General features: G+C 72.5%; 26 protein-coding genes and 7 tRNA genes. 20 read left to right on the forward strand and 13 right to left on the reverse strand.

Translation table 11 applies throughout. The features are described from left to right. Positions 1–7 precede the first annotated feature (7 nt). Positions 8–1,438, reverse strand: a complete 1,431-nt coding sequence (locus tag ACF08B_RS26790; protein WP_392319746.1) for a protein kinase — start codon at positions 1,436–1,438, stop codon at positions 8–10. A gap of 604 nt (positions 1,439–2,042) precedes the next feature. Here ACF08B_RS26790 and ACF08B_RS26795 point away from each other — a divergent pair. The 3 genes from ACF08B_RS26795 to ACF08B_RS26805 all read left to right on the forward strand — a co-directional run bounded on the left by ACF08B_RS26795 (position 2,043) and on the right by ACF08B_RS26805 (position 4,143). After that, complete coding sequence (locus ACF08B_RS26795) at positions 2,043–2,219, forward strand: hypothetical protein (RefSeq protein WP_392319747.1); 177 nt, start codon at positions 2,043–2,045, stop codon at positions 2,217–2,219. Between the two features lie 533 nt (positions 2,220–2,752). Beyond that, positions 2,753–3,760, forward strand: a complete 1,008-nt coding sequence (locus tag ACF08B_RS26800; protein WP_392319748.1) for a phosphotransferase family protein — start codon at positions 2,753–2,755, stop codon at positions 3,758–3,760. 80 nt (positions 3,761–3,840) lie between these two features. After that, positions 3,841–4,143 carry a zf-TFIIB domain-containing protein gene (locus ACF08B_RS26805; protein WP_392319749.1) on the forward strand — a complete coding sequence of 101 codons (303 nt, stop codon included), beginning with the start codon at positions 3,841–3,843 and terminating at the stop codon, positions 4,141–4,143. Between the two features lie 52 nt (positions 4,144–4,195). On the opposite strand, the gene ACF08B_RS26810 is transcribed toward ACF08B_RS26805, so the two are convergent. From ACF08B_RS26810 to ACF08B_RS26830, 5 genes are all read right to left on the reverse strand, one after another. Further along, a tRNA-Val gene (locus ACF08B_RS26810) sits at positions 4,196–4,267 on the reverse strand. A gap of 29 nt (positions 4,268–4,296) precedes the next feature. Then, positions 4,297–4,368 (reverse strand) — tRNA-Val (locus ACF08B_RS26815). Positions 4,369–4,416: 48 nt separating this feature from the next. After that, positions 4,417–4,488: transfer RNA gene (locus ACF08B_RS26820), tRNA-Val, on the reverse strand. Position 4,489: 1 nt separating this feature from the next. Beyond that, positions 4,490–4,563: transfer RNA gene (locus tag ACF08B_RS26825), tRNA-Cys, on the reverse strand. Positions 4,564–4,601: 38 nt separating this feature from the next. Further along, positions 4,602–4,674 (reverse strand) — tRNA-Gly (locus tag ACF08B_RS26830). 178 nt (positions 4,675–4,852) lie between these two features. On the opposite strand from ACF08B_RS26830, the gene ACF08B_RS26835 reads away from it, so the two are divergent. The 3 genes from ACF08B_RS26835 to ACF08B_RS26845 all read left to right on the forward strand — a co-directional run bounded on the left by ACF08B_RS26835 (position 4,853) and on the right by ACF08B_RS26845 (position 7,682). Then, a complete protein-coding gene (locus ACF08B_RS26835; RefSeq protein ID WP_392319750.1) occupies positions 4,853–5,920 on the forward strand; it encodes a chorismate-binding protein in 1,068 nt (355 codons plus the stop codon). Continuing rightward, entirely contained in the window at positions 5,917–6,738 is an 822-nt protein-coding gene (locus ACF08B_RS26840) for an aminotransferase class IV (protein WP_392319751.1), read from the forward strand. Before ACF08B_RS26835 ends, ACF08B_RS26840 begins: the two co-directional genes overlap by 4 nt. A gap of 119 nt (positions 6,739–6,857) precedes the next feature. Beyond that, entirely contained in the window at positions 6,858–7,682 is an 825-nt protein-coding gene (locus ACF08B_RS26845) for a GNAT family N-acetyltransferase (RefSeq protein WP_392319752.1), read from the forward strand. A 60-nt stretch (positions 7,683–7,742) separates the two neighbouring features. Here the strand turns inward: ACF08B_RS26845 and ACF08B_RS26850 are convergent, their stop codons facing one another. Then, the gene (locus ACF08B_RS26850; protein ID WP_392319753.1) at positions 7,743–8,267 is read right to left on the reverse strand and encodes a DsbA family protein; all 525 of its coding nucleotides are present in this window, start codon (positions 8,265–8,267) and stop codon (positions 7,743–7,745) included. 259 nt (positions 8,268–8,526) lie between these two features. Between ACF08B_RS26850 and ACF08B_RS26855 the strand changes: the two genes are divergently transcribed. Continuing rightward, positions 8,527–8,970, forward strand: a complete 444-nt coding sequence (locus ACF08B_RS26855; protein ID WP_392319754.1) for a hypothetical protein — start codon at positions 8,527–8,529, stop codon at positions 8,968–8,970. A 154-nt stretch (positions 8,971–9,124) separates the two neighbouring features. Beyond that, positions 9,125–9,277, forward strand: coding sequence for a hypothetical protein (locus tag ACF08B_RS26860; RefSeq protein WP_167345734.1), 153 nt, complete (start codon positions 9,125–9,127; stop codon positions 9,275–9,277). An 82-nt stretch (positions 9,278–9,359) separates the two neighbouring features. Here ACF08B_RS26860 and ACF08B_RS26865 read toward each other — a convergent pair whose 3' ends face one another. Further along, entirely contained in the window at positions 9,360–9,920 is a 561-nt protein-coding gene (locus tag ACF08B_RS26865) for a CGNR zinc finger domain-containing protein (RefSeq protein WP_392319755.1), read from the reverse strand. A gap of 308 nt (positions 9,921–10,228) precedes the next feature. Further along, the gene (locus ACF08B_RS26870; RefSeq protein ID WP_004002642.1) at positions 10,229–10,642 is read right to left on the reverse strand and encodes an SsgA family sporulation/cell division regulator; all 414 of its coding nucleotides are present in this window, start codon (positions 10,640–10,642) and stop codon (positions 10,229–10,231) included. A 191-nt stretch (positions 10,643–10,833) separates the two neighbouring features. Here ACF08B_RS26870 and ACF08B_RS26875 point away from each other — a divergent pair, with 191 nt between their 5' ends. The 4 genes from ACF08B_RS26875 to ACF08B_RS26890 all read left to right on the forward strand — a co-directional run bounded on the left by ACF08B_RS26875 (position 10,834) and on the right by ACF08B_RS26890 (position 12,450). After that, positions 10,834–11,298, forward strand: a complete 465-nt coding sequence (locus tag ACF08B_RS26875; protein WP_392319756.1) for a TIGR02611 family protein — start codon at positions 10,834–10,836, stop codon at positions 11,296–11,298. An 85-nt stretch (positions 11,299–11,383) separates the two neighbouring features. Beyond that, positions 11,384–11,455, forward strand: a tRNA-Val gene (locus ACF08B_RS26880). A 437-nt stretch (positions 11,456–11,892) separates the two neighbouring features. Next, positions 11,893–12,339, forward strand: a complete 447-nt coding sequence (locus ACF08B_RS26885; RefSeq protein WP_392319757.1) for an SRPBCC family protein — start codon at positions 11,893–11,895, stop codon at positions 12,337–12,339. 39 nt (positions 12,340–12,378) lie between these two features. Then, positions 12,379–12,450 (forward strand) — tRNA-Val (locus ACF08B_RS26890). Positions 12,451–12,513: 63 nt separating this feature from the next. Here ACF08B_RS26890 and ACF08B_RS26895 read toward each other — a convergent pair. Continuing rightward, complete coding sequence (locus ACF08B_RS26895) at positions 12,514–13,239, reverse strand: 3'-5' exonuclease (protein WP_392319758.1); 726 nt, start codon at positions 13,237–13,239, stop codon at positions 12,514–12,516. A gap of 168 nt (positions 13,240–13,407) precedes the next feature. Between ACF08B_RS26895 and ACF08B_RS26900 the strand changes: the two genes are divergently transcribed. From ACF08B_RS26900 to thrS, 3 genes are all read left to right on the forward strand, one after another. Next, positions 13,408–13,974: a DUF4365 domain-containing protein gene (locus ACF08B_RS26900; RefSeq protein ID WP_093479155.1), complete on the forward strand. Its 567-nt coding sequence runs from the start codon at positions 13,408–13,410 to the stop codon at positions 13,972–13,974. Further along, entirely contained in the window at positions 13,971–15,215 is a 1,245-nt protein-coding gene (locus ACF08B_RS26905; protein WP_392319759.1) for a hypothetical protein, read from the forward strand. Before ACF08B_RS26900 ends, ACF08B_RS26905 begins: the two co-directional genes overlap by 4 nt. A gap of 99 nt (positions 15,216–15,314) precedes the next feature. Continuing rightward, on the forward strand, positions 15,315–17,291 hold the full coding sequence (gene thrS / locus ACF08B_RS26910) for a threonine--tRNA ligase (protein ID WP_123438499.1): 1,977 nt from the start codon (positions 15,315–15,317) through the stop codon (positions 17,289–17,291). 39 nt (positions 17,292–17,330) lie between these two features. On the opposite strand, the gene ACF08B_RS26915 is transcribed toward thrS, so the two are convergent. Next, complete coding sequence (locus tag ACF08B_RS26915) at positions 17,331–17,993, reverse strand: potassium channel family protein (RefSeq protein WP_392319760.1); 663 nt, start codon at positions 17,991–17,993, stop codon at positions 17,331–17,333. Between the two features lie 67 nt (positions 17,994–18,060). Here ACF08B_RS26915 and ACF08B_RS26920 point away from each other — a divergent pair, with 67 nt between their 5' ends. Then, positions 18,061–18,618: an HIT family protein gene (locus ACF08B_RS26920; protein ID WP_392319761.1), complete on the forward strand. Its 558-nt coding sequence runs from the start codon at positions 18,061–18,063 to the stop codon at positions 18,616–18,618. A 97-nt stretch (positions 18,619–18,715) separates the two neighbouring features. Here the strand turns inward: ACF08B_RS26920 and ACF08B_RS26925 are convergent, their stop codons facing one another. Beyond that, complete coding sequence (locus ACF08B_RS26925; protein ID WP_392319762.1) at positions 18,716–20,362, reverse strand: hypothetical protein; 1,647 nt, start codon at positions 20,360–20,362, stop codon at positions 18,716–18,718. A gap of 210 nt (positions 20,363–20,572) precedes the next feature. Beyond that, positions 20,573–22,771, reverse strand: a complete 2,199-nt coding sequence (locus ACF08B_RS26930) for an elongation factor G-like protein EF-G2 (RefSeq protein WP_392319763.1) — start codon at positions 22,769–22,771, stop codon at positions 20,573–20,575. A gap of 251 nt (positions 22,772–23,022) precedes the next feature. Here ACF08B_RS26930 and pgsA point away from each other — a divergent pair, with 251 nt between their 5' ends. The 4 genes from pgsA to ACF08B_RS26950 all read left to right on the forward strand — a co-directional run bounded on the left by pgsA (position 23,023) and on the right by ACF08B_RS26950 (position 26,722). Next, entirely contained in the window at positions 23,023–23,751 is a 729-nt protein-coding gene (pgsA, locus tag ACF08B_RS26935; RefSeq protein WP_392319812.1) for a phosphatidylinositol phosphate synthase, read from the forward strand. After that, a complete protein-coding gene (locus ACF08B_RS26940) occupies positions 23,748–24,656 on the forward strand; it encodes a phosphatidylinositol mannoside acyltransferase (RefSeq protein ID WP_392319764.1) in 909 nt (302 codons plus the stop codon). Before pgsA ends, ACF08B_RS26940 begins: the two co-directional genes overlap by 4 nt. After that, on the forward strand, positions 24,653–25,816 hold the full coding sequence (locus ACF08B_RS26945) for a glycosyltransferase family 4 protein (RefSeq protein WP_392319765.1): 1,164 nt from the start codon (positions 24,653–24,655) through the stop codon (positions 25,814–25,816). The genes ACF08B_RS26940 and ACF08B_RS26945 overlap by 4 nt, the downstream gene beginning before the upstream one ends. 363 nt (positions 25,817–26,179) lie before the next feature. Beyond that, complete coding sequence (locus ACF08B_RS26950) at positions 26,180–26,722, forward strand: hypothetical protein (RefSeq protein WP_392319766.1); 543 nt, start codon at positions 26,180–26,182, stop codon at positions 26,720–26,722. The last annotated feature ends 79 nt before the right edge of the window (positions 26,723–26,801 follow it).

Consider the following 26,801-nt stretch of genomic DNA (forward strand, 5'->3'; position numbering starts at 1 on the left):
GCGGCGCTCACCTGCCGAGGTCCCGGCCCGGCGCCGACCCGGCACCGCCGGCCGTCGGCACACCGCCGTCGAGCGGCCCGGAGCTTTCGAGCGGCGTGGCGCCGTCGAGCGGCGCGTGGCTCGGCTGCGCCTGCCGTCGGCCGCCGTCACCGCCGAGCCCGCGCGCCGGACCCTGGCAGCCCTGCGCCACCGCGATGCCGAGCGCCACGAGCAGCGTCACCACCACGAACACGAACAACCGCTGCCGCAGCAGCCGCGGATTGGCCGGCCGCCGCCCGGTGCCCGTCGCGCGCTGCTGCCCCGGACGCCGCGCACCACCGCGCTGAGCGGGACGGCTACCGGTGTGGGAGCGCGCGCCGGCGCCGCGCGGCGCCGGGGTCGTACGGGCGCCACCCGGGCGGGAGGCCGGGCCTCCGCCCCGCGTGCCGCCGCCCCGGGAGGGCACCCCGCCGCGTGACGGAGCGCCGCCGCGGGACGGGACACCGCCACGCGGCACCGGAGTAGGGGGAGAGGCGCGCCGCTGCTGGTCCGGATAGGTGTCGACGAGCCGCCCGGTGGGCCGGTCCGCCTCCTCCGCGCGGGGCCCCGGCGGCCTCGCGTCGGCCAGTCCCTGCGCCTCCCGGGCGGCGATCTCCTTCAGCCGCAGCGACAGCTGCAGGGTGCTCGGCCGGTCCTCGGGGTTCTTCGCCAGGCAGGCCCGCACCAGCGGGGCGAGAGCGTCCGGCACGCCGTACAGCTGGGGCTCCTCGTGCACCACGCGGTACAGCATCACCTCGGAACTGCCGTGCCCGAAGGGGGAGTCACCGGTCGAGGCGTACGCCAGCGTCGCGCCCAGCGAGAAGACGTCCGTCGCCGGGGTCACCGCCGCGCCGCGCACCTGCTCCGGGGCGAGGAAGCCGGGGGAGCCGACCGCGGTGCCCACGTGGGTGAGCGTGGAGGCGCCGGTGGCCCAGGCGATGCCGAAGTCGATGATCCGCGGCCCCTTGGGGGACAGCAGGATGTTGGAGGGCTTGAGGTCGCGGTGGACGACACCGGCCTCGTGCACGGCGACCAGCCCCTCGGACAGGGCGGCGCCGATCGCCGCCGTGTCCGCGGCGCCGAGCGCCCCCGCGTCGGCGACCTTGTCGTGCAGGGAGGGGCCGGGCACGTACTGGGTGGCGAACCAGGGCCGCTCGGCGTCCAGGTCGGCGGCGACCAGCCGGGCCGTGCAGCCGCCCCGGATCCGCCGGGCCGCCGAGACCTCGCGCGCGAACCGGGACCGGAACTCCTGGTCCTCCGCGAGATCGGGCCGGATCACCTTGAGCGCGACCCGCTGGCCCTTCTTGTCGGACCCGAGGTAGACCACGCCCATTCCGCCCGCGCCGAGCCGTCGGTGAAGCCTGAACGAGCCGACGACGCGCGGGTCCTCGCGCCTCAGGCGCATCATCGCCATGTTCATCCCCGCTGCCCGGTCCCTGTGACGTGGCACAGCTTACGTTTCCGTGGCCGCCTGCGCGCAGAGGCCGCGCCCTCGGGGCCGAACGGATTGTGGCCGCCGCATGTGCCACGTGAAAGGCGGTCAGGAACCCGTCGTACACGCCGGTCTTGAGCAGGCCGAGTGAGCAACCGGGCGGCAGGAAGGGGAGGTTGGGATCACGGCGGCGGCGAGCCGGCGGGGCGGGGCGCCCGCCGCCGGACCGACGCGAAGGGTTCGGCGAACCGCGCCCGAAGTGGATCACCCACCTCCCGCGGACCCCCTACCGCCCCCGCTGCGAGTGATCGAAGTCACTCCGTCCGGCCCGCCGGACGGATCCGACATGACGGGACACCAAGGGCGCCCCCTCGGGGAAGACCCCGAGACGCGGGACCGCGTCTCCACCCTGGGGAGTACCTCGCGGGTCGTGGCTCATCCTCCGGGAGGCCCGCCAATCGGTACGAAGGCATGACGCCCCGGATCGGCCCCACGCCTAGATTTGAGGTCAAGCGGCGGGTGCAGCACTCGTCCCCCGAGGTCGGTCACCCGCCGCTTGCCGAGAACCACACAGACGGTCAGGAGAGGGACCATGGCCCACACGGCACCGCGACGCACGATGTTCGCCCCCCGCCGGACGGGCCGTCGCCACCCCTTGGTGGCGACACTCATGGCCCTTCCCCTGGCGGCCCTGCTCCTCCTCGTCTTCGACGGCTGGGAGACGGTGGCCACACAGGCGTCGTCCGTGGGTGCGATGCTGGGGCGCTGAGCGGCGACCCCAGGCCCGGAAGAGCGGTCCGGGCAGGGACATCCATCCATGAAACCCCGTGGGGACGGGGGTGCGACGGACGGCACGAATGCCGGCGCAGCTGGGGAGCTGCGCCGGCATTGCGCCGTTTCCGGCCCCGGCCGCGGGCAGCCGCGCGGCTGGGGCGGCACGGGAGGGCGCAGCGGCACCCCGCGAGCACGGGCGGCCCGAGCTCCGCCCGAGAGCGACGCCGGTCGCCGCGCGGCCTGCGTCGGATGTCGGGCCAGCGGCACCGGTCACCCTGCAGTCCACGTCAGCTGTCGGCACAGCGGCACCGGTCACCGCACAACCCGCGCCAGGTGTCCGCCCAGCGGTTCCGGTCACCGCGCAACCCGCGTCAGCGTTCGCGCAGCGGCACCGGTCGCCACGCGGCCGCGCGAGGTGTCCGCCCAGCCGCTCGGGGCACCGCGCAACCCGCCGCACCGGAGCCCGTGCGCCCCGCGCCCCCGCCCGCGTACGCTCACCCCGCACTCCCGCCCGACCCCGAGGGACCCGTGAGCCTCCTTCCCGCACTCACCGCGCAGGCCGAAGCCGCCGCCCACCGCCGCACCGGCGCGGCCGCCTGCGCGTGCGGCGCACCCGTCACCCTCGCCGACCGCCCCGACGCCACGGTCGTCCGGCACGCCGGCACCGTCGCCAAGGCGCATGCCCCCGACACCGAGCCCGCCGAGCTGGACCTCCGCCTGGCCGTGGCGGCGCGCCTCCCCGACGTCCTCCTCGCCCCGCTCACCCCGGCCCCGGTTCCCCTGCGCGACCGCCTGGTGACCTTCTGGCCGTACGGCGCCCCCGTCGACCCGGACGACCCCGACGCGGCCCCCTGGGAGGCCGCCGCCACGCTGCTGGCCCGCCTGCACGGCACCGATCCGCTCGCCCCGGGGGCCGGCGGTCCGAGCCCCGGCCGCCCGGTGGGCCCGGTCACCGCCCTGCCCCCCATGCGGGGCCCCGTGAAGGCCGCCCGTGCCGTCCGCCGGCTCCGCACCGCCCTGCGGGGCAGCCCCCACGAGGCCGCCGCCCGCGCGGCCGCCGCACCCGTGCTCCGGGCCTGGACCGGACTCCCCGCCTGGGCCAGGGCGGAGGTGCCCATGCCAGGACCGGCCGCCCTCTGCCACGGCGATCTCCATCTCGGCCAGCTCGTCCGGCATCCGGCCCCCGACGGGCCCTGGCGGCTCATCGACGTGGACGACCTGGGCGTCGGCGTCCCGGCCTGGGACCTCGCGCGCCCCGCCGCCTGGTACGCCTGCGGACTCCTCCCGCCCGACGAGTGGACCCGCTTCCTGACCGCCTACCGGCGGGCGGGCGGCCCGGCCGTGCCCCCGGACGGCGACCCGTGGGCCGCCCTGGACGTCCCGGCCCGCGCGCTCACCGTGCAGACGGCCGCCCTGACGATCACCAAGGCGCTCGCCGCGGACCGCCCGCTGGACGAGGTGGAGCAGGCCCTGGTCGACGCCTGCGAGCGAATGACGCCCGTCCCCCGCCAGTTGACCACCGGATTGTCGGACTAGGCTGCAACCGCCCGGGGCCGGACGGAGTCTGTCCTGGGGAAACACGAAGCACGACCGACCGGCGAGGAGTTGAGCCGACCATGCAGTGTCCGAAGTGCCATGCGCCGATGCACACCTACAACCGCAATGGCGTCCAGATCGAGCAGTGCAGCGGCTGCCGCGGCATCTTCCTCGACTACGGCGAGCTGGAGTCGCTGACCCGCCTGGAGTCCCAGTGGACCCAGCCCGCGCCGCCGCCCCCGCCGGCCCCGCAGGCGTACCCGGCCGCTCCCTCCGCGCCCGCCTGGGGAGCCCCGCACGGCGGCGGCCACCACGGCGGCGGCCACGGCACCTACGGGCACCACCGTCACAAGAGCTTCGGCCACATGCTCTTCTCCAGCTGAGCGCGCACGACGAAGCCCCCGGCCGTACGAGACGGCCGGGGGCTCCGGAGTGTGGACGATACTGGGATTGAACCAGTGACCTCTTCCGTGTCAGGGAAGCGCTCTCCCGCTGAGCTAATCGTCCGCGGGCTGTGACCCTGGAGTCACAGTCGGTGCGCGATACTGGGATTGAACCAGTGACCTCTTCCGTGTCAGGGAAGCGCTCTCCCGCTGAGCTAATCGCGCGGGGTGCGGATCTTCGAGAAGACCCTCGGACCTTCGAAGAAGATCCAGTGGACGATACTGGGATTGAACCAGTGACCTCTTCCGTGTCAGGGAAGCGCTCTCCCGCTGAGCTAATCGTCCTTGGAGGTGGAGACGGGATTTGAACCCGTGTAGACGGCTTTGCAGGCCGTTGCCTCGCCTCTCGGCCACTCCACCAGGAGTGTAGGGGATCGGGATGACCCCTTCTTCCTTCGAGCGGACGACGAGGCTCGAACTCGCGACCTCAACCTTGGCAAGGTTGCGCTCTACCAACTGAGCTACGTCCGCCTGTCGTTTCGGTCCGCTTCCGCGTCCCGGCGACGTGTTGAACTCTAGCGGATTCCCGGGCCAGTACAAAAACGCGTTTGCGCAGCGTGCTGCGGTGCATCCGGCGGACCCCGTGGTCAGGGCCCCCGCCGGGACATCCCCGGGCCACCTGTCCGACACCCGACCTAGACTCGACCATGTGCTCCACCACCTTTCCGGCCCCGCCTCCCGGCTCTCTGCGCTGGCCCGCTTCGGTGACCGCGTCGCCACCGGCCTCCTCGACGTCACCAGCGATCCGGCCGCGCTGGACTCCACCGGTTTCTGGGCCGTCTGCGCGGACTTCGAGGGCCGCCTCACCTGCGCCCGCTTCGCCGACGTACGGGAGGAGCCGGTGCCCGCGCCGGTGCCGGGCGGCTGGCGGGGACCGGCCGTGGGGGAGTGGACCACCTCCCTGGACCGCCCCGCGTACACGGCGGCCGTCCGCCGGATACGCGAGCACATCGCGGCCGGCGAGGTCTACCAGGCCAACCTCTGCCGGGTGCTCAGCGCGCCCGTCGCCCCCGACGCCGACGTGGACGCCCTGACCTCGCTGCTCGCCCGCGGCAACCCGGCGCCGTACGGGGGGACGATCCGTCTGCCGGAGCACGGCGTGGAGATCGCCACCGCCTCGCCCGAGCTGTTCCTGCGCCGGGACGGCAGGGTCGTGGAGTCCGGCCCCATCAAGGGCACCGGGCGCACCGAGGCGGATCTGCTGGAGAAGGACTACGCCGAGAACGTGATGATCGTGGACCTCGTCCGCAACGACATCGGACGCGTCTGCGCGACCGGCAGCGTCTCGGTGCCCGACCTGTGCGCGGTGGAGAAGCACCCCGGCCTGGTCCACCTGGTGTCCACGGTCCGGGGCGAGCTGGGGGAGGGCGCCGGATGGCCCGAGCTGCTCGCGGCGGCCTTCCCGCCCGGTTCGGTGACCGGTGCGCCGAAGTCGAGCGCGCTGCGGATCATCGAGGCCCTGGAGACGGCCCCGCGCGGTCCGTACTGCGGCGGCATCGGCTGGGTGGACGCCGACCGGGGCACCGGCGAGCTCGCGGTCGGCATCCGGACCTTCTGGATCGACCGCGCCGAGGGCGTCCTGCGCTTCGGCACCGGCGCCGGCATCACCTGGGGGTCGGACCCCGACGGCGAGTGGCGGGAGACCGAGCTGAAGGCGTCCCGGCTGCTGGCGGTAGCGTCGGGGACGTACGAGGAGAGCGGAAGGGCGTTCGCATGAAGATCTGGCTGGACGGCGAGCTGCGGGACCTGGAGTCCGCGCGTGTCTCCGTCTTCGACCACGGACTGACGGTCGGCGACGGCATCTTCGAGACGGTGAAGGCGGTCCACGGCAAACCCTTCGCCCTCACCCGGCACCTGGACCGGCTGACCCGGTCCGCCCGTGGCCTCGGGCTGCCCGACCCCGACCACGGCGAGGTGCGCGAGGCCTGCGCGGCCGTGCTGGAGGCCAACCCGATGCCGCTCGGCCGGCTGCGGATCACCTACACCGGAGGCCACGGCCCGCTCGGCTCCGACCGCGGCGAGCACGGCCCGACCCTGTTCGCCGCCGTCGGCGAGACCACCCGCCGGCCGGACGTCACGGCCGTGATCACGGTCCCGTGGACGCGCAACGAGCGGGGCGCGCTGACCGGCCTGAAGACCACCTCGTACGCCGAGAACGTGGTCGCCCTGGCCCGCGCCCACCAACACGGCGCCTCCGAGGCGCTGTTCGGCAACACGGTCGGGCAGCTCTGCGAGGGCACCGGCTCGAACGTCTTCGTCGTCCTGGACGGCGAGATCCACACCCCGCCGGTCGCCTCGGGCTGTCTGCCCGGCATCACCCGCGCCCTGGCGATCGAGTGGACGGGCGCCAGGGAGACCGACCTGCCGCTGGACGTGCTCGACCGGGCCGACGAGGTCTTCCTGACCTCCACCCTGCGGGACGTGCAGGCGGTGCACCGCGTGGACGACCAGGAGCTGGACGGCGCCCCGGGCCCGGTGACCGCCAAGGCCATGCGGATCTTCGACGAGCGGGCCGGGCAGGACCTCGACCCCTGATCCAGGCGGCCGCGGGAGGGGCGTCACCGGGCTCGTGAACCGGCAGTGGCGCGCGAACGCCCTTTCCCGAGGCGGAAAACGAGCTGACGGGACCGGCCGGTGCGGGTAGAACACCAGTGATGACCACGACCCTGCGGCCGAGCGAGCCGCTCCGGCACCACACCGACGGGACCCGTTCACGCCGTTTCCAGGTGTGTGTGAACAGCCGTCCCGTCGGCGAGATCCATCTCGGCACCTCACTCTCCCTCGGCGCCTCCGTGGCGCGCGTCCTGGAGCTGCGGGTCGAGGAACCTGACCGGCGGCGCGGCCGGGGCACGGTGGCCGCGCTGGCCGCGGAGGAGGTGGCGCGCGGCTGGGGCTGCCGGCAGATCGAGACGGTCGTCCCCGCCGCCGCGGAGGCCGCCCTGCGGCTGTTCGACACCCTGGGGTACACCGTGCGCAACCGGGGCATGGAGAAGCGCCTCGGCACCACCCCGCCCGAACTGCCGCCCGGCAGCCGGGCGCGGCCCATGACGGAGGCCGAGTTCGAGGCGTGGCGGGAGCACGAGGGCGAGAACTACGCCCGCCAGTGGATCGAGCGGGGCGTCCCCGAGGCCGTGGCCCGCGCCAAGGCGGCCGACGACCACGCGCGGCTGCTGCCGCGGGGCCTCGCCACCGACGGGGTGGTCTTCAGCGCTCTGGAGCACGACGGGACCCCTGTCGGCACGCTCTGGCTGGCCCTCCAGGAGGCCGCGGCCTTCGTGTACGACGTCCGGATCGACGCGGTGCACCGCGGCCGGGGCCACGGCCGTACGCTCATGCTGCTGGCCGAGCGCCAGGCGATCGAGGCAGGCCGCCCGGTCCTCGGCCTCAACGTCTTCGCGGGCAACACCCCGGCCGAGCGGCTGTACGCCTCACTCGGCTATGAAACGGTGACCCACTCCCTCGCCAAGCCTCTGCTGTAGGCCTTCGCCGCCGACGTCCCACGGCGCTGCGCGCGCCACGATGCCCGGAGCTCCGCCGGCTCAGGCCTCCCGCTCGCCCAGCAGTCGGTCGGCGATCTCCTCGATCCGTTCGCGCAGCCCCTCCTGGCTCTTGCCGCCGTCGAGGCGTTCGCCGCCGATGACGTACGTCGGGGTGCCGGTCACACCGATGGCCTTGCCCTCGGCCTGGTCGGCGTCGACGATCAGGATGTGCCGGCCGTCGATCAGCGCGGTGTCGAACTCCTCGGCGTCCAGACCGAGTTCACGGGCCACCTCGACCAGCAGCGACTCGCCCTGCCGGTCCAGCTCCGCCACCCGCTCCAGCACGGCCTCCACGTACGGCCAGCCCTTGCCCTGCTCCAGCGCCTCCTCGGCGGCCTGCGCGGCGGCGAAGGCGTGCTTGTGCTTCTCCAGCGGGAAGTGCCGCAGACGCAGCTCCAGCCGGTCGCCGTAGCGGGCGCGCAGGGCGCGGACGTCGTCCAGGGCGGTGCGGCAGTCGGGGCACTGCAGTTCGCACCAGACGTCGAGGACGAGGGCATCGGTGCGGGCCGGGGAGGAGTCGCTCATGCGCACCAGTGTTCCAGGCCGGGCGCGGCCGACCCAATCGGGACGCCGCAGGGCCCCGGGCCGGAGCGGGGGCCGGAGCGCGGGAGGGGGGGCGACCGGCACTCCAGTAGGAGTCGACCCGGAGATGTCCCTGATGTCCGCCGGGACCATGGCCTCACGGCGACCGGGCGGTGCAGGATGGAAGGGACGAAGCGCATCCGCGGACGCCGGTGTGCGCTTGGCCGCACCGCCACCGAACCGAGCCCGCCAGGAGGACCGGATGATTGCCGAGACCGTCTGTTCCGCCGTGTCCGCGGCGGGCCTGGGCATCGCGGTGGTCACGGCCTACCGCAGGCGCTTCCTGTCGGCGGCCCGCATCGCGGCCTACTCCCTCGTACCGGTCGGCCTGGTGATGACCGGAGTCGTCGGCTGGCTCGCCGACACCGCGTTCAGTCCCACGGCCTGGGCGGGCTTCGGGCTGCTGGGCGCCGCCTGGCTGCTGCTCGCCGGCACCCGCGCGGTGGAGCGCCGGCGCGGCGGCGCCGGCGCGGAGCGCAAGGCGGCCAAGAACGACCGGCGGGACGCGGTGGCACCCGCGGCCTCGGCGCCCTCCCTGGGGCAGGGCTCACGCCCCGCGTCACGACCGGCCGCCGCCCCCCGCGCCGCCGCCTCGGCCGACGACTTCAGCGACATCGAGGCCATCCTCAAGAAGCACGGCATATGACAGTCACACCATTCACGGAAACGACACAGTGAGTCCCGGGACGTCCGGAATCGTTCATGAGGCGAACGAGAGATCACGGTTTCGGTGAAGTCCCGCAAGATCCCCGAGTGCTGATCGCGTCCGGGGCGCCGAGTGGGTCATCATCGGCCGCGAGATGCTGGACACCACACAGAGCGAGGCCGCGCCGCCCAAGGACGAGCCGCGCGGATGCCTCTTCGCCCTTTCCCAGCCACCGCTGATGATCTTCCTTGCGGTGATCGGGTGTCTGCTGCTCATGGCTGCGCTGCACGACCTGCTGCTGCTGTGAGCCGTACGCGTCCGTCCCGGCGCCACCCGCCGGGACCGACGTCGCCACGGACCGGAAGGGGGCCGCCCCCGGCCCGGCCGGGTCAGCCCGCCGCTTCCTTGCGCCGGGCCCGGTAGGCGGCGACGTGCAGCCGGTTCCCGCAGGTCCGGCTGTCGCAGTAGCGGCGCGAGCGGTTGCGGGAGAGATCGACGAAGGCGCGCCGGCAGTCCGGTGCCTCGCAGCGCCGCAGCCGCTCCTGCTCCCCGGCGACCACGAAGAACGCGAGCGCCATTCCGCAGTCCGCGGCGAGGTGATCGGCCACGGACGCCCCGGGGGCGAAGTAGTGCACATGCCAGTCGTAGCCGTCGTGGTCCGTGAGGCGCGGAGTGGTGCCGGCCGCGGCCACCAGCTCGTTGATCATCCCCGCGGCGGCCCGGGCGTCCGGGGCCGCGAAGATCCCCGCGAACCGGCCGCGGATCTTGCGCACCGCCGAGAGGTCGAACTCGGACAGCACGCCGACATCGCTGATTTCGTGGTTTCGCACGAAGTCGGCGAGAGCCGCGACATCCTGCAGTCCGTCCGAGGCGGTGTCGTCCTCCGGCACGGAGTTCACCAGATCGACCACGGTGTCGAGTGCGCACCGGGTGTCGTGGGTGATCAGCACGTTTCGCTCCCTGGCCTGGTGGTCGGGCGGGCGCCCGCCGATGGTGGCCGATGGTAGCGACAACGCGCCCACCGCACCGGTCCCGGCCGACCTCGACTGCCGGTAGAACGCCTCCGTGCCGCAGGCGGTTCCCGGATGCAGGGCCGAGGGGCCGAGGAGCCGTCCAGGCGCGGCGGAGACGCACGGGCACAGGCCGACACCGTCCCGCGAACTCACGGTGACGGCGCCGGCCTGTGCCGTATGCGGTTGTCTTGGCCCGAGCCGTCTCCCCGAGTGGACGGCGCCGGGCTGCTTCGGAGGGCGGCGACCTAACTCTCCGCCAGGATGTGCGAGAGCTCCTGATCCAGATCGAAGTGCCGGTGCTCCGTGCCGGGCGGCACGGCGGCGTCGGTTCGCTTCAGGAAGGACTCCAGGGCCCGCGCCGGGGCCTCCAGCAGAGCCTCTCCCTCAGGCGAGCTGAGGGCGATGCAGACGACGCCCTGACCATGGCTGCGCGATGGCCAGACGCGGACGTCGCCGGTGCCGGTGGGCCGGTGCAGCCCCTCGGCGAGGAGGTCGCGGGCGAACACCCACTCGACGGTCTCCTCGGCTCCGGTGTGGAAGGTGGCGTGCACGGCGTAGGGGTCGGCCGTGTCGTACCGCAGGCCTGCGGGGACAGGCAGGGAGGACTCGCTCGACACAACGAGGCGCAGGTGCAGCTCGCAGCTGACCGTGGTGTTCATAAGCGCCAGGGCCTTTCGCTCAGTGTGCGCTCGGGGATTCGCACGTCGGCGAAATCGACATGCCACCTACGGTGCCGTTGTAAACCCCTCTGGGAGTTTTGCCTGGCTTTACGTAACTCTTCCGGCCGAGAACTCGTACCAGATCTACGACCATTCCGGTGACTGGATTCACTCCGGTAGGGTTTGTCTGTATGAATACGGGGAGTGACGAGCCGGGCGAGGTCGCAGTGGCCGGGGACGAGAGGAAGGCGGACGATCGAGTGAGCGACGCCGACGCCGAGCGGGGCCTCGGCTCCCGTGCGCCGGAATTCATCAAGGCCCGCCGGGCCCTGCACGTGAGCTGGCAGGTCGGTGTCTTCGTGATCGGCCTGGCGGTCGTTGCCCTGGGCATCGTGATGCTGCCGCTGCCGGGACCCGGCTGGGTGGTGATCTTCGGCGGCATGGCGATCTGGGCGACCGAGTTCGTCTGGGCCCAGCTGGTGCTCCGCTGGACGAAACGCAAAGTCACCGAGGCCGCCCAGCGGGCCCTCGATCCCAAGGTGCGCCGGCGCAACATCGCCCTCACCGTGATCGGTCTGGTGATCGTGGGCGTGCTGGTGGGGATCTACCTGTGGAAGTTCGGCGTCGTCATGCCGTGGAAGATCAAGGACCAGTGATCCGCCGCCCGGGGCCCGGCCGCCCACCGGTCCGGCCCCTGGTCGGGACCACCCCCTGACATCGGGTAATGTTCTTCCTGCGCCCGGGCGATTAGCTCAGTGGGAGAGCGCTTCGTTCACACCGAAGAGGTCACTGGTTCGAACCCAGTATCGCCCACCCGGACCGACGGCCCATCTGCTTCGAGCAGGTGGGCCGTCGTCGTGCCCGCCTCCCGCCTCCCGGCTCACGCGGTGGGCTGCTTCGGGCGTGGCAAAGCCTCCGGGAGAAGTTCCGGACGCGGGCGGCCGGCGGAAATACCGCAGACGTCTTCCGGAATGCTGTCGCATTTCTTCGCAAGTACGACAAGCGCGGAATTCCCGCGCGCCTCAAGTCCCGAGTGCCGACACAAATCTGAGCGGCAGTCACTTCGGTCGGCTCGCACGCCGTGTCGCTCCTCGGCGTATTCCGCTTCGGCGCGTCGAACCCGAACCCGGCGCTGCCCGGCGGAGAGACGCCCGCCCGGCGGCCCTCCCCCCGAAGGGTGGCCCGTGTCGCGGCGGGGCGCACGAGTACCCGTACGCGGATCGCCGAGCCCGGCCGGGCAGACTCGGACCATGGACTGGAACCACTACCGCTTCCGGACCCTGTGGTCCCTGCCCGCCCCGTCCGCCGCGGTGTACGCGGCGCTGGAGCGTCCCGAGGACTACCCCCGATGGTGGCCACAGGTGCGGACGGTGACCCGCCTCGACGACGAGACCGGCGTGATCACCATCCGCTCCCTGCTGCCGTACGCCATGACCTTCACCGCCCGAACCGCCGGCCGTGACCCGGCCGCGGGCATCCTGGCGGTGCACATGACCGGGGACATCGAGGGCTGGGCGCGCTGGACGGTCACCACCGCCGGTCCCGGCACGCTCGTCCGGTACGACCAGGAGGTCGACGTGTGCAAGCCGCTGCTCAGACGGCTGGCCGTACCAGGACGGCCCGTCTTCCGCGCCAATCACCGGCTGATGATGCGGGCCGGACGGCGCGGACTGCTGCGGCACCTGCGAGCGGTTTGAACGAACGGCGCCCGGACCTGTATTGTTCAGTGCGTTCCCGGGCGATTAGCTCAGTGGGAGAGCGCTTCGTTCACACCGAAGAGGTCACTGGTTCGAACCCAGTATCGCCCACCGGGAAAGAGCCGGTCCGCAGCAGCGGACCGGCTCTTTTGACGTGAGCAACCGCTGCCGGCGCTACGCCGCCGCCGGCAGCTCCGGCCGCAGCGGCCACTCCGTGTTGACGATCTCCTCCGAACCGCTGCGCGCGAACCAGGCCTGGAGCCCACGGGCCTGCGCCGCGTGCCAGTTGGCCTGGAGAGTGTGCAGGTCCGCCGGGGACAGTCGCTCCAGCCGGGTCGCGAACCGCCGGCCCAGTGCCCGTACGACGTCCAGCGCGGCCAGTGCGTCCGCCGCCGCGTCGTGTGCGTCCTGCAGTGTCACGCCGTAGTGCCCGCACAGGTCGGTCAGCGTGCGGCGGCCCTTGCGGTAGCGGTCCAGATGCTTGTCCAGCACCCTCGGGTCCAGCACCCGCAACGGCACCGACTCCAGCCAGCGGTCCAGCCCGGCCGCCCGGTGCCGGCGCAACTCCCGGTCCAGCAGCGTCAGATCGAACGGCGCGTTCATCACCACCACCGGCCGCCGCATCGCCGCCTGCTCCGCCAGCTGCTCGGCTATCTCGTACATCACCGGCGCCGGCCAGCGGCCGTTGCGCTGAAGGTGCTCCTGCGTCAGCCCGTGCACCGCCGTCGCCGCCTCGGGCACCGCGACCCCCGGATTCACCAGCCAGCGAGTGATCCGGGGCCGGGTGCCCGGCGCATCCTGGACGACGACGGCGGCCGACACGATCCGGTCGGTCTCGACGTCCACGCCCGTCGTCTCCGTGTCGAAGGCCGCCAGCGGCCCCTCGTACCAGGTCGTCATCCGCACACAACTCCTTGTTCACCCATGGCAGGTGACGTTCCGTCTTCTGCCTGTTTGGTGATACCCGGGCCGTTTGCGACGTACGCCGGAAGGAGACAACAGGAATACGGGTCTTTGCAGTTCAGCGGCCCGCAGCGGGAAGACTCATTGCTGGGAAGGCTGTTGGTCATGGCCATTGCGCAGCCCGAGCGGGGCGGGCTGCTGCCCGACCGCCCGGGCACCCTCCGCGGCACGCTCGCCACCACCGCCTGCATGGAGACGCTGCAGGTCGGCTATCTGCACGCGGTCGCCGCCGCGGCCGGCTGCTCGCTGTCCCAGCCCTTCCCGGACAACGGCATCGACTGGCACGTCAGCCACAGCGCACCCGGACACACCGTCGACGACGAGGTCACCATCAAGGTGCAGCTGAAGTGCACCTACCAGGTCCCGCCCAACCCGCCGGGCCGCTTCTTCTCCTTCACCCTCGACAACGACCACCTGCGCAAGCTGGCCCGCACACCCGTCTCGGTGCACAAGATCCTGGTCGTCATGCTGGTGCCGCGCGCGCAGGACGACTGGCTGCGCGCCGGCCACGACCGGCTCGACCTACGGCACTGCTGCTACTGGGTCAACCTGGCCGGCCGGCCGGTCACCGGCCGGCACCGGACCACCGTGCGGATACCGACCGCGCGCATCTTCGACGACCGGGCGCTGTGCGAGATCATGACGCGGGTCGGGACGGGAGGCAGGCCATGAGGAGCCGTCCGTACGAGGAGCCGGCCCGGCAGGTCCGGCAGCACCCCGACGACCTCCCCTGGAACCGCCCCCCGGAGCCCGCCGAGGTCGACCCGGCCGTGCTCGGCGCCCTGCTGCGCCGGCACGGCTGGCAGCGGCGCGGGGGAGCCGCCGGCCGGTACGGCCGCTGGACCCCGCCCGGCCCGGGCGCCGGCGGCACCAGCCTGCTCGTGCCGGAGAGCCGCGGCTTCCCGGACAGCGACGACCTGCTCGGCGAGGCCCTCGACGCCCTGGCCCGCAGCGACACCCCCTCCGCCCGCGAGGTCCTCATATCCCTGGCCGTACCGAGCGACGAGATCCGCTGGTGGCGGGACACCCCCAGGGGCCCGGTGGGCGCCGCGCACTGGACGGCCGACATGCAACTACGCGGCGCCGCACGGCAGATGCTGCTCGCCGCCGCGCTCGCCACCCGGGCGCGTGCCGGGTACCACGGCGCCCGCCACCGCAGACCGGCCGCCGCCCTCATGGAGGACGTCCTCGTCGGACCCGCCGGCGAGGGCCGCACCCTCACCGCCTTCGTGCCCGCGGCCACCGGCCGGCACCTCGCCGTACGGCTGCACCAGGCCCTGTACGCCACCCGGGAGGCCATCGACTACCGGCGGGCCACCGGCGGGATGGACGCCTTCGACGGCGCCGTCGAGGCCGGCGTCAGCCGCGAGCTCACCGAGGCGCTCGGCGCGCTCGTGCGGGGCACCGAGGGCGCCCGCGTCGCCGTCGCCTGGGCCCCCGGGGCCGGTGTGCCCGAGGGCTGTGCCGCCTCCGCCGAACCCGTCGAGTTCTCACCGGGCGACCTGCCCGTGCTCCGCGAGGCCGCGGCCCGCTACCTGCGCGAGGAACCCTCCGTGCCGGTCCGCGTCACGGGTGCCGTCGTCCGCATGCGCCGCTCCGGCCCCACCGGCGAGGGCACCGTCCGGCTGCGCGTCCTCGCCGGCGTCGAGGTCCCGCACCTCCGCGTCACCCTCGACGAGGAGGACTACCGCATCGCCGGCCACGCCCACCTCGTCGGACTGCCCGTCCGGGTGCACGGCCGGCTGGAGCGGCGGGGCGGCTTCCGCCGGCTCACCGGCGCCTCCGGCGTCGTACCCGTACAGGTGGACGACGCCGAGCGGGACCGGCTGATGAAGGCCCTCCAGGAGAACCTCGACTTCTTCGAGGAGGCGTGCGGAGAGGGGGAGGCGGGAGCGTACGGGGACGAGGACTGACGGTGACCGTTTCGCGGTCGGTGCCGTCGGGTCGGTACGATCGCCTGTGCGCGCGCTCCTGGTATGGCGCCGCATCCCACCTTCAGTCAGGAGAGACCGGTGTCAGACGTCCGTGTGATCATCCAACGCGATTCCGAGCGGGAAGAACGCGTGGTGACGACGGGCACTACGGCCGCCGACCTCTTCGCGGGCGAGCGCTCGATCATCGCCGCGCGCGTGGCCGGCGAGCTGCGGGACCTCAGCCACGAGCTGTCCGACGGTGACGAGGTCGAGGGCGTCGAGATCTCCTCCGAGGACGGCCTGAACATCCTGCGCCACTCCACCGCGCACGTCATGGCGCAGGCCGTGCAGGAGCTGTTCCCCGAGGCCAAGCTGGGCATCGGCCCGCCCGTCAAGGACGGCTTCTACTACGACTTCGACGTCGAGAAGCCCTTCCACCCCGATGACCTCAAGGCCATCGAGAAGAAGATGCAGGAGATCCAGAAGCGCGGGCAGCGCTTCTCCCGTCGTGTCGTCACCGACGAGGCCGCCCGCGAGGAGCTGGCCGACGAGCCGTACAAGCTGGAGCTGATCGGCCTCAAGGGCTCCGCGTCCCACGACGACGGCGCGGACGTCGAGGTCGGCGCCGGCGAGCTGACGATCTACGACAATCTGGACGCCAAGACCGGCGAGCTGTGCTGGAAGGACCTCTGCCGCGGTCCCCACCTGCCGACGACCCGGCTGATCCCGGCGTTCAAGCTGATGCGCAACGCGGCCGCCTACTGGCGCGGCAGCGAGAAGAACCCGATGCTCCAGCGCATCTACGGCACCGCCTGGCCGTCCAAGGACGAGCTGAAGGCGCACCTGGACTTCCTCGCCGAGGCCGAGAAGCGCGACCACCGCAAGCTCGGCAGCGAGCTGGACCTGTTCTCCATCCCGGAGCAGATCGGCTCCGGCCTCGCCGTCTTCCATCCCAAGGGCGGCATCGTCCGCCGCGTGATGGAGGACTACTCGCGCCGCCGCCACGAGGAAGAGGGCTACGAGTTCGTCTACACCCCGCACGCCACGAAGGGGAAGCTCTTCGAGACGTCCGGGCACCTGGACTGGTACGCCGACGGCATGTACCCGCCCATGCAGCTCGACGAGGGCGTGGACTACTACCTCAAGCCCATGAACTGCCCGATGCACAACCTGATCTTCGACGCGCGCGGCCGCTCCTACCGCGAACTGCCGCTGCGCCTGTTCGAGTTCGGCACCGTGTACCGGTACGAGAAGTCCGGCGTCGTGCACGGCCTGACCCGCGCCCGCGGCTTCACGCAGGACGACGCGCACATCTACTGCACCCGTGAGCAGATGTCGGAGGAGCTCGACAAGACGCTCACCTTCGTCCTCGGCCTGCTGCGCGACTACGGCCTGACCGACTTCTACCTGGAACTGTCCACCAAGGACCCGGAGAAGTTCGTCGGCTCCGACGAGGTCTGGGAGGAGGCCACCGAGACGCTCCGCCAGGTCGCCGAGAAGCAGGGCCTGCCCCTCGTGCCCGACCCGGGCGGCGCCGCCTTCTACGGCCCGAAGATCTCCGTGCAGACCAAGGACGCCATCGGCCGCACCTGGCAGATGTCGACCATCCAGCTCGACTTCAACCTGCCCGAGCGGTTCGACCTGGAGTACACCGGCCCCGACGGTGCCAAGCAGCGCCCGGTCATGATCCACCGTGCCCTGTTCGGTTCCATCGAGCGGTTCTTCGCCGTGCTGCTGGAGCACTACGCGGGCGCCTTCCCGGCGTGGCTGGCCCCCGTGCAGGCGCTCGGCATCCCGATCGGCGACGCGCACGTGGAGTACCTGGAGAAGTTCGCGGCCGCAGCCAAGAAGCAGGGGCTGCGCGTCGAGGTGGACTCCTCCTCGGACCGCATGCAGAAGAAGATCCGCAACGCCCAGAAGCAGAAGGTGCCCTTCATGGTCATCGCGGGCGACGAGGACATGTCGAACGGCTCGGTGTCCTTCCGCTACCGCGACGGCTCCCAGGAGAACGGCATCCCCTTCGACGAGGCGATCGCCAAGATCGCGAAGATCGTGGAGGAGCGGACCCAGGTCTGACCCAGGTCCGAACCGCCTGAGCCGCGAGGGCCCCCGGGATCACCGTCCCGGGGGCCCCTTTCTGTCGCTCTCCCGCGTGAACGTCTGCATCAGCCAGGACGAGAACGAACCCGTCACCGCGCCGAGCAGGCCGATCCCGCAGGCCATCATCCCGATCGCGATCGTCCGCCCGAGCCTGGTCACCGGGGTGATGTCGCCGTACCCGACCGTGCTGAGCGTCGACGCGGCCCACCACACCGCGTCCCCGAAGGTCGTCATGTTGGCGCCGGGCGCCCCGCGCTCCTGCTGGAACACCGCGAGCGCCCCGGCGAAGCCCAGCAGCAGCGTGGACAGGCTCGCGTAGGAGATCACGCGGGCGTACAGGGAGAGCCGGGGTTCGCCCTGCCGGCGCTGGATGACGTCGTAGAGCGGGACGATCCGCAGCGGGCGCAGCAGCGGGAGGATGACCACGACGGTGTGCAGGAAGTGCGTGGTGACGAAACGCAGGAAGCGCTGCCCGCCCAGCCGCCACCGCACCAGGTAGTCCGCAGCGAACACGGCCCAGAGGACGAGCATCGTCGCCAGACACAGGTCCCGCCAGCCCATCGACAGGCTCACCGCCAGGACCCGGGTCGCGTACGCGGCCATGAAGACCAGCGACGCCACGAAGAGCGGAATCTCGGTGCGCTGCTCCCAGCGGGCCGCGCGGCTGTCGACGTCCACCGGCCAAGCTTGGCCGGTGACCGTCATCGGGGCGCCCCGGCGACACGCCGCGAACGGGCGAAGCCATATGCTGCCTAGCATGACGAGTGAGCCGGAGCAGCAGATCGGAGTGGGGACGCAGGACGCGTTCCAGCGCCTGTGGACGCCCCACCGGATGGCCTACATCCAGGGCGAGAACAAGCCCACCGGTCCCGGGGCCGACGACGGCTGCCCCTTCTGCTCGATACCGGCCAAGTCCGACGAGGACGGGCTGATCGTGCGCCGCGGCGAGCACGTCTACGCGGTCCTCAACCTGTACCCGTACAACGGCGGCCACCTCATGACCGTGCCCTACCGGCACGTGGCCGACTACACCGAGCTGACCGGCCCGGAGACCGCCGAACTCGCCGAGCTGACCAAGCAGGCGATGCAGGCCCTGCGCACGGCCTCCGGTGCGCACGGCTTCAACATCGGCATGAACCAGGGCACGGTCGCGGGCGCCGGTATCGCCGCCCACCTGCACCAGCACGTCGTCCCGCGCTGGGGCGGCGACACGAACTTCATGCCGGTGGTCGGCCACACCAAGATCCTGCCGCAGCTCCTGGCGGACACCCGCAAGATGCTGGCGGAGGCCTGGCCGGCCTAGGGACCGGGGGAGCCCGGGGGCGGCGGCGCGGCTCCCGGGCCACCGCCGAGGACACCCCGGCCGGGCGGCCGGGCCCGACTGCCGGGCCGCCGGACGCCTACGCGTCGTACACGTCGGCCTTCCGCGGCGTCGGGTCCTGGACGTTGCCGCTGAGGAACGCCGAGCGGGCACCGAACTTCTCCGTGTCCACGCCGTTCTCCTTCAGCACCCTGATCGCCGCCGAGTGGACCACCCGCAGCACCGGTGTGGCCGCGCGCAGCGCGTCGTCGGCCATGAAGCGGTGCCGCCACGGCTGATCGGCCCAGGCGTGCCGCAGACCGAACGGCTCGGGCAGTCCGAGCGAGCCGCCCAGCCAGTTCAGCAGCGGCGGGTACCAGGTCAGCGGGGCGCGCGCGGCGAGCCGTACCACCTCGTCGGTGGTGACCAGCGGCAGCTTGATCGTGCGGTTCTCCCACGGCTTGAAGGACTTGGCGACCTCCTTGACCGGCGCCTCCGGCTTCGTGGTGAACAGCGGGTTCACCGGCCCCAGGGCGTGCCCGGTGACCTCGATGCGCAGCGTCTCGTGCAGCACGGTCACCGTGATCAGCATGGTGATGACCAGCTGGCCGTCCCACAGCGTCCACTGCACGCCCAGATAGTGCCGGTCACCGCTGCCGAACTGCTGCTTGTTGCAGATCTCCTGTATGGCGTGCGGCTTGATCCGGAAGGCCTCGACGTCGGTGCCCTCGGGCCGGGACACCGCGGCGGCCTTCTCGCCGATCGGCGTGACGATCCAGTGCTTCACGGACGGCTTGGGGAAGCCGCCCGTGTTCAGCGGGCCGCGCTCCAGCATGGCCAGCTGGTCGTGGATCGCGCGTATCACGTCCCAGCTGCGGAAGGGGTGGATCTCCCGGGTGCCGTCGGCGGGCACCAGTTCCTCGGCGAGCTGCCAGGCGCCCCACCGGGTGCCCATGCCGAGTATGCCCTTGGGCCCGGCGTAGAAGACCGAGTTGGACTGCTGCTCGGCGCTCAGCCGGGCCAGCGACTGGCGCAGCTCCTCCGCGGCCGTCTGGCCGGGCCCGCGCGGCACGGCCTCCGGGACCTTGGCGCCGACGCTGGTGCCGGACAGCAGGCCGTCCCAGCGGGCCCGCAGATCCTGGGCGGCGCTCTCGCAGACCCGCTTGGCCCAGAACCAGCCCAGCACGGGCAGGACGACGCACGCACGGGCGTACCACGCCCAGAACCCGCCGAACGGCATCTTGAGGAAGAACAGCGCGGCGAGCACGCCGACACCGAGGAGCAGGGCCGTGGCCAGTGGCCCGGCCCGCTTGTCGTCGCGCCGGGCGACGAACATGCGCAGCTGGAAGACGAGCAGCCAGACGATCAGGCCGGGCAGGAAGACCAGACCGCACAGCACCGTCACGGCCGTCAGGCGGTTGTCGCGCTCGCGGCGGATGTTGTTCGCCGCCAGACAGTGCTCCACCACGAACTGCGGCTCGGAGCCGAAGGACTGGATGAGCGGCTTGCGGCCGGGGGCGAGCATCCGGTCGATCACGGCACGCGAGAACGACTCACCGAGATTGGGCCGCAACAGCTTCATCCGGCCGGCCTTGACGGTCGACTGGTGCCATTCGTTGTCGGCCTTCTTGATCTCCCCGACCGGGCTGTCCCGGTACGCGGCGGAAGCCAGCGCGGAGGTCGCCGCCTGTCCCTCGTCGCCCGAGACGGGCACCTGGGGCCCGTCCCACTCGGTTCCAAACGACATTCCCGCCCCCATCACCGCCGGCGTCGCTCCTGCGGCCTTCCCGACTTCCCTGCCCCGCACACCTGTTGACCCGGCCCTCGTGCCGAAACCACCCCCACGACCGGACGGCTGCGGCACCACGTGATCAGGTGATCAGCGTATCCGCCGCCACCGACAACCGGCGGGCGGACGGCCGAAGCCGCCCGCCCGCACCGGCCGGGCGCGGCCGGACTACCCGCCGTCACCCGCCTGTTCGCGGATCCGCTCGGCGATCTGCGGCGGCATCGGCTCGTGCCGGGCGTACGCCCGGTCGAACCGGGCCGTGCCGTGCGACAGCGAGCGCAGGTCCACGGCGTACCGGCCGATCTCGAACTCCGGCACCTCGGCCCTGATCAGCGTCCGCCCGGTACCCACCTGTTCGGTGCCGAGCAGCCGGCCGCGCCGGCTCGACAGGTCGCTCATCACCGGGCCCACGTAGTCGTCGCCGACGAGGACGGTCACCTCGGCGACCGGTTCCAGCAGATGGATCCGCGCGCCCGCGGCGGCCTCGCGCAGCGCCAGCGCGCCCGCCGTCTGGAAGGCGGCGTCGGAGGAGTCCACCGAGTGCGCCTTGCCGTCCAGCAGCGTGATCCGGACGTCGATGAGCGGATACCCGGCGGCCACGCCCTTGGCCGCCTGCGCCCGGACGCCCTTCTCGACGGACGGGATGAACTGCCGGGGCACCGCCCCGCCGACCACCTTGTCCACGAACTCGATGCCCGAGCCGCCCGGCAGCGGCTCCACCTCGATCTCGCAGATCGCGTACTGCCCGTGCCCGCCGGACTGCTTCACATGCCGTCCGCGCCCGCCGGCCTTGGCCGCGAACGTCTCCCGCAGGGAGACCCGGTGCGGGACGACGTCGACCTGGACGCCGTAGCGGCTGCGCAGCCGTTCCAGGGCGACGTCCGCGTGGGCCTCGCCCAGACACCACAGGACCACCTGATGGGTGTCCTGGTTCTGCTCCAGGCGCATCGTCGGGTCCTCGGCGACCAGCCGGGACAGGCCCTGGGACAGCTTGTCCTCGTCGGCCTTGCTGTGCGCCTGGATGGCGAGCGGGAGCAGCGGGTCCGGCATCTGCCAGGGCTCCATCAGGAGCGCGTCGTCCTTCGCGGACAGCGTGTCACCGGTCTCCGCGCGGCCCAGCTTGGCCACGCACACCAGGTCACCGGCGACGGCGTGCGTCACCGGCCGCTGCTGCTTGCCGAAGGGCATGGACAGGGCGCCGATCTTCTCGTCGACGTCGTGGTCCTCGTGCCCGCGGTCGGCCAGACCGTGCCCGGAGACGTGCACCGTCTGGTCCGGGCGCAGCGTCCCGGAGAACACGCGGACGAGGGAGATGCGGCCGACGTACGGGTCGGAGGAGGTCTTGACGACCTCGGCGACCAGCGGACCGCCGGTGTCGCACGGCTTCAGCTCGCGCTGCTTGCCGTCGATGGTCGTGACGCCGGGCAGGGGATGCTCGAACGGGGTCGGGAACCCGCCGGTGATCAGCTCCAGCAGTTCGACCGTGCCGAGCCCCTGCCGGGCGCCCTCGGCGGCGGGCGCGGCGGCGAGGACGGGGAAGAAGCTGCCGCGGGCGACGGCCCGCTCCAGGTCCTCGATCAGCGTCTTGACGTCGACCTGCTCACCGCCGAGATAGCGGTCCATGAGGGTCTCGTCCTCGCTCTCGGCGATGATCCCCTCGATGAGCCGGTTGCGGGCCTCCTCGATGTCCGGCAGCTGGTCCTCGCCGGGCTCGGAGTCCTTGCGCTCACCGGCCGAGTAGTCGAAGAGCTTCCGTGACAGCAGCCCGATCAGTCCGGTCACCGGCGCGTGCCCGTCCGGGCCCTCGGAGCCGCGCAGCGGCAGGTACAGGGGCAGTACGGCGTCGGGGTCGTCGCCGCCGAAGGCCTCCGCGCAGATCCGCGTGGTCTCCTCGAAGTCCGCGCGCGCGGACTCCAGGTGCGTGATCACGATCGCGCGGGGCATGCCGACCGCCGCGCACTCCTCCCACAGCATCCGGGTCGAGCCGTCCACCCCGTCGGAGGCCGAGACGACGAAGAGGGCCGCGTCCGCGGCGCGCAGACCGGCCCTGAGCTCACCGACGAAGTCGGCGTATCCGGGGGTGTCGAGCAGGTTGACCTTGATGCCGTCCCATTCGACCGGCGCGAGGGAGAGCTGTACGGAGCGTTGCTGCCGGTGCTCGATGTCGTCGTAGTCGGACACGGTGCCGCCGTCCTCGACGCGGCCCGCCCGGTTCACCGCCCCCGCGGTCAGCGCGAGGGCTTCCACCAGAGTGGTCTTGCCCGATCCGCTGTGGCCGACCAGCACCACGTTCCGGACGGACGTGGGTTGGTCGGCCGCCAGAGCCCTGCCGGCGGCTCCGGGGTGTGTCTGTGTCTTGTCGCCCATGATCCTGCCTCCCGTGCACGGTGAGGTCACTGTGGGCGCGGACACGCGGGACCCGCGTGCACTGGCGGCTCCGGCGACGCCCGCGGTTATTCGAGCTTTCCACTCCCGTCATGCCGCGTCCATACGAACGACCACGAAGGCCGCGGACCGGTACCGATCGCGCCACGCACGCCCCGAGTGCGGCCGTGGGCACCGGCTCGCGGCACGAGCCGCGGGTGCCCGCCCGTCGAGCGCGCGCGTGCGTGACTACGATGGGCCAGCCGGCGGCCACCAGGGCCGCGGCGACACCGACCGTCGGGAAGGCCATGCTGAACAAGTACGCGCGTGCATTCTTCACGCGTGTTCTCACGCCGTTCGCCGCGTTTCTCATCCGCCGGGGCGTCAGCCCCGACACGGTCACGCTCCTCGGCACGGCGGGTGTGGTCGCGGGAGCGCTGGTCTTCTACCCCAGGGGCGAGTTCTTCTGGGGCACGATCGTCATCACCCTGTTCGTCTTCTCCGACCTCGTCGACGGCAACATGGCCCGCCAGCTGGGCCGCTCCAGCCGCTGGGGCGCCTTCCTCGACTCCACCCTGGACCGGGTCGCCGACGGCGCCATCTTCGGAGGCTTCGCGCTCTGGTACGCGGGCAACGGCGCCGACAACGTCCTGTGCGCCGTCTCGATCTTCTGCCTGGCCAGCGGCCAGGTGGTGTCGTACACGAAGGCGCGTGGCGAGTCCATCGGGCTGCCGGTGGCGGTCAACGGGCTCGTGGAGCGCGCCGAGCGGCTGGTGATCTCGCTGGTCGCGGCCGGTTTCGCGGGACTGCACAAGTTCGGGGTGCCGGGCATCCAGTGGCTGCTGCCGGTCGCCCTGTGGATCGTCGCCGTGGGCAGCCTCGTCACGCTGATCCAGCGGGTCGTCACCGTCCGCCGCGAGTCCGCCGAGGCCGAGGCGGCCGCCGGGCAGAACACCTCCCAAGGGAGCGAGGCCGCGAAGTGAGCACCGCCGACCGGCTCACCGACTCCCTGTACGGGCTCGGCTGGAGCACCGTCAAGAAGCTCCCCGAACCGGCCGCCGTCCGGCTCGGCCGCACCATCGCCGACCTCGCCTGGAAGAAGCGCGGCAAGGGCGTCCAGCGCCTGGAGTCCAACTACGCGCGCGTGGTGCCCGACGCCACGCCCGAGCGCCTGGCCGAGCTGTCCCGCGCGGGCATGCGCTCCTACCTGCGCTACTGGATGGAGTCCTTCCGGCTCCCCGCCTGGAGCGCCGAGCGGGTGCGGACGGGCTTCGACCCCAAGGACATCCACTTCCTCACCGACGGCCTCGCCTCCGGCCGGGGCGTCGTCCTCGCCCTGCCGCACCTGGCCAACTGGGACCTGGCCGGCGCCTGGGTCACCACCAAGCTCGGGACGCCCTTCACGACGGTCGCCGAGCGCCTGAAGCCCGAGACGCTGTACGACCGCTTCGTCGCCTACCGCGAGGGCCTCGGCATGGAGGTCCTGCCGCACAGCGGGGGCTCCGCCTTCGGCACCCTCGCCCGCCGGCTGCGCGACGGCGGCCTGGTCTGCCTGGTCGCCGACCGCGACCTGTCCGCCTCCGGCGTGGAGGTCGACTTCTTCGGCGAGACGGCACGGATGCCCGCCGGCCCGGCCCTGCTCGCCCAGCAGACCGGCGCCCTGCTGGTGCCGGTCACGCTCTGGTACGACGAGTCGCCCGTCATGAAGGGCCGGCTCCATCCCCCGATCGAGGTGCCGGAGTCAGGCACGCGGGCCGAGAAGACGTCTGTGATGACACAGGCGCTGGCGAACGCCTTCGCCACCGGCATCGCCGACCATCCGGAGGACTGGCACATGCTCCAGCGCCTGTGGCTCGCCGACCTCGACCCCGCGAAGGGACCCTCGTGAGAATCGGGATCGTCTGCCCGTACTCCTGGGACGTGCCCGGTGGCGTCCAGTTCCACATCCGCGATCTCGCCGAGTACTTCATCCGGCTCGGCCACGAGGTCTCCGTGCTGGCCCCGGCCGACGACGACACGCCCCTGCCGCCGTACGTCGTCTCGGCCGGCCGCGCGGTCCCGGTGCCGTACAACGGCTCGGTGGCCCGCCTCAACTTCGGTTTCCTGTCGGCCGCGCGGGTGCGGCGCTGGCTGCACGACGGGGCCTTCGACGTGGTCCACATCCACGAGCCGACCTCGCCCTCGCTGGGCCTGCTGACCTGCTGGGCGGCCCAGGGGCCCATCGTCGCGACCTTCCACACCTCCAACCCGCGCTCGCGCGCCATGATCGCCGCGTACGCGATCCTGCAGGCCGCGCTGGAGAAGATCAGCGCGCGGATCGCCGTGAGCGAGTACGCCCGGCGCACGCTGGTCGAGCACCTCGGCGGGGACGCGGTGGTCATCCCCAACGGCGTCGACGTGGACTTCTTCGCCAAGGCCGAGCCGAGGCCCGAGTGGCAGGGCGACACGATCGGCTTCATCGGGCGCATCGACGAACCCCGCAAGGGCCTGCCCGTGCTGATGCGGGCCCTGCCGAAGATCCTCGCGGCCCGCCCGGGGGCGAGGCTGCTGGTCGCGGGACGGGGCGACGAGGAGGCGGCCGTCGAGGAACTGCCGAAGGAGCTGCGCCCGCGCGTGGAGTTCCTCGGCATGGTCAGCGACGAGGACAAGGCGCGCTTCCTGCGCAGCGTCGACCTGTACGTCGCGCCCAACACCGGCGGCGAGAGCTTCGGCATCATCCTCGTCGAGGCGATGTCGGCGGGCGCGCCCGTCCTCGCCTCCGACCTGGACGCGTTCGTCCAGGTCCTGGACAAGGGCGCGGCGGGCGAGGTCTTCGCCAACGAGGACGCGGACGCCCTGGCCGAGGCGGCCGTACGGCTGCTCGGCGACCCCGAGCGGCTGGCCGAGCTGGGCGAGCTCGGAAGCGCCCACGTGCGGCGCTTCGACTGGTCGACGGTCGGCGCGGACATCCTGTCCGTCTACGAGACGGTGACGGCCGGCGCGGCGGCGGTGGCGGCGGACGAACGCACGACGGGCCTGCGAGCACGGTTCGGCCTGGCCCGGGACTGAGGCAGGTCGGATCGGGCACGCCGTGGGAATTGTCGGTGCGGTGGCCGGGAGCCGCTGCCGGTCGGCACCGCGTCGATCCGAGCCGGTACGGCTCACGCGCGGTCGGCGCGGCTCGGCGGGGCGACGCGGCAGTCGTTCCGTCGGCACCGCGTCGAGCCGGGGGCGGTCCGGATCGGACTGGCACGAGGAGTCATGGTGGCGGCCGGTCGCCCGGGCTCGACGTCCACTCCGGCCGGCAGGGCCCTGTGGTGGCTCCCGCCCGACGGTGAGCAGCCGGTGTGCGCGGCGCCCCGCCCGGGGCCCGTGCGAGCCTCCGGTCACCGGCCCGGACGCGCGCCCGGCCCGCCCCGATAGCCTTCGCCCGTGACCGCAACCCTCATCTGGATCCTTGTCGCGCTGCTCGTCGTCGGCGTCTACCTGAGCTGGACGGCCGGGCGGCTGGACCGGCTGCACGTGCGGATGGACGCCGCCCGCGCCGCGCTCGACGCGCAGCTGCTGCGGCGGGCCTCCGTGGCACAGGAACTCGCGACCTCGGGCGTGCTCGACCCGGCCGCCTCGATCGTGCTGTACGAGGCCGCGCACGGGGCCCGGCAGTCCGAGGAGGAGCAGCGGGAGGTGGCCGAGAGCGAGCTGAGCCAGGCACTGCGCGCCGTCTTCGAGGACGCGCAGCAGGTCGAGGCCGTACGGGAGGCCCCCGGAGGCGAGGAGGCGGCCCACGAGCTCGCCGAGGCCGTACGCCGGGTCCCCATGGCCCGCCGCTTCCACAACGACGCCGTCGGAGCCGCCCGGCGGCTGCGCGAACACCGCAAGGTCCGCTGGTTCCGGCTCGCCGGCCACGCCCCGTTCCCGCTGGCCTTCGAGATGGACGACGAGCCGCCCGCCGCCCTGGTGGAACGGGTCTCGTGAACCCCCGCCGACGGGTCCATGACCGAAAAGGATCCACCGGCTCACCATTGGCCCTTGCTGTGGCCTGGTCCACTCACGT

The sequence above is a fragment of the Streptomyces sp. NPDC015139 genome (genome assembly GCF_043079785.1).
GTDB classification, from domain to species: domain Bacteria; phylum Actinomycetota; class Actinomycetes; order Streptomycetales; family Streptomycetaceae; genus Streptomyces; species Streptomyces albidocamelliae.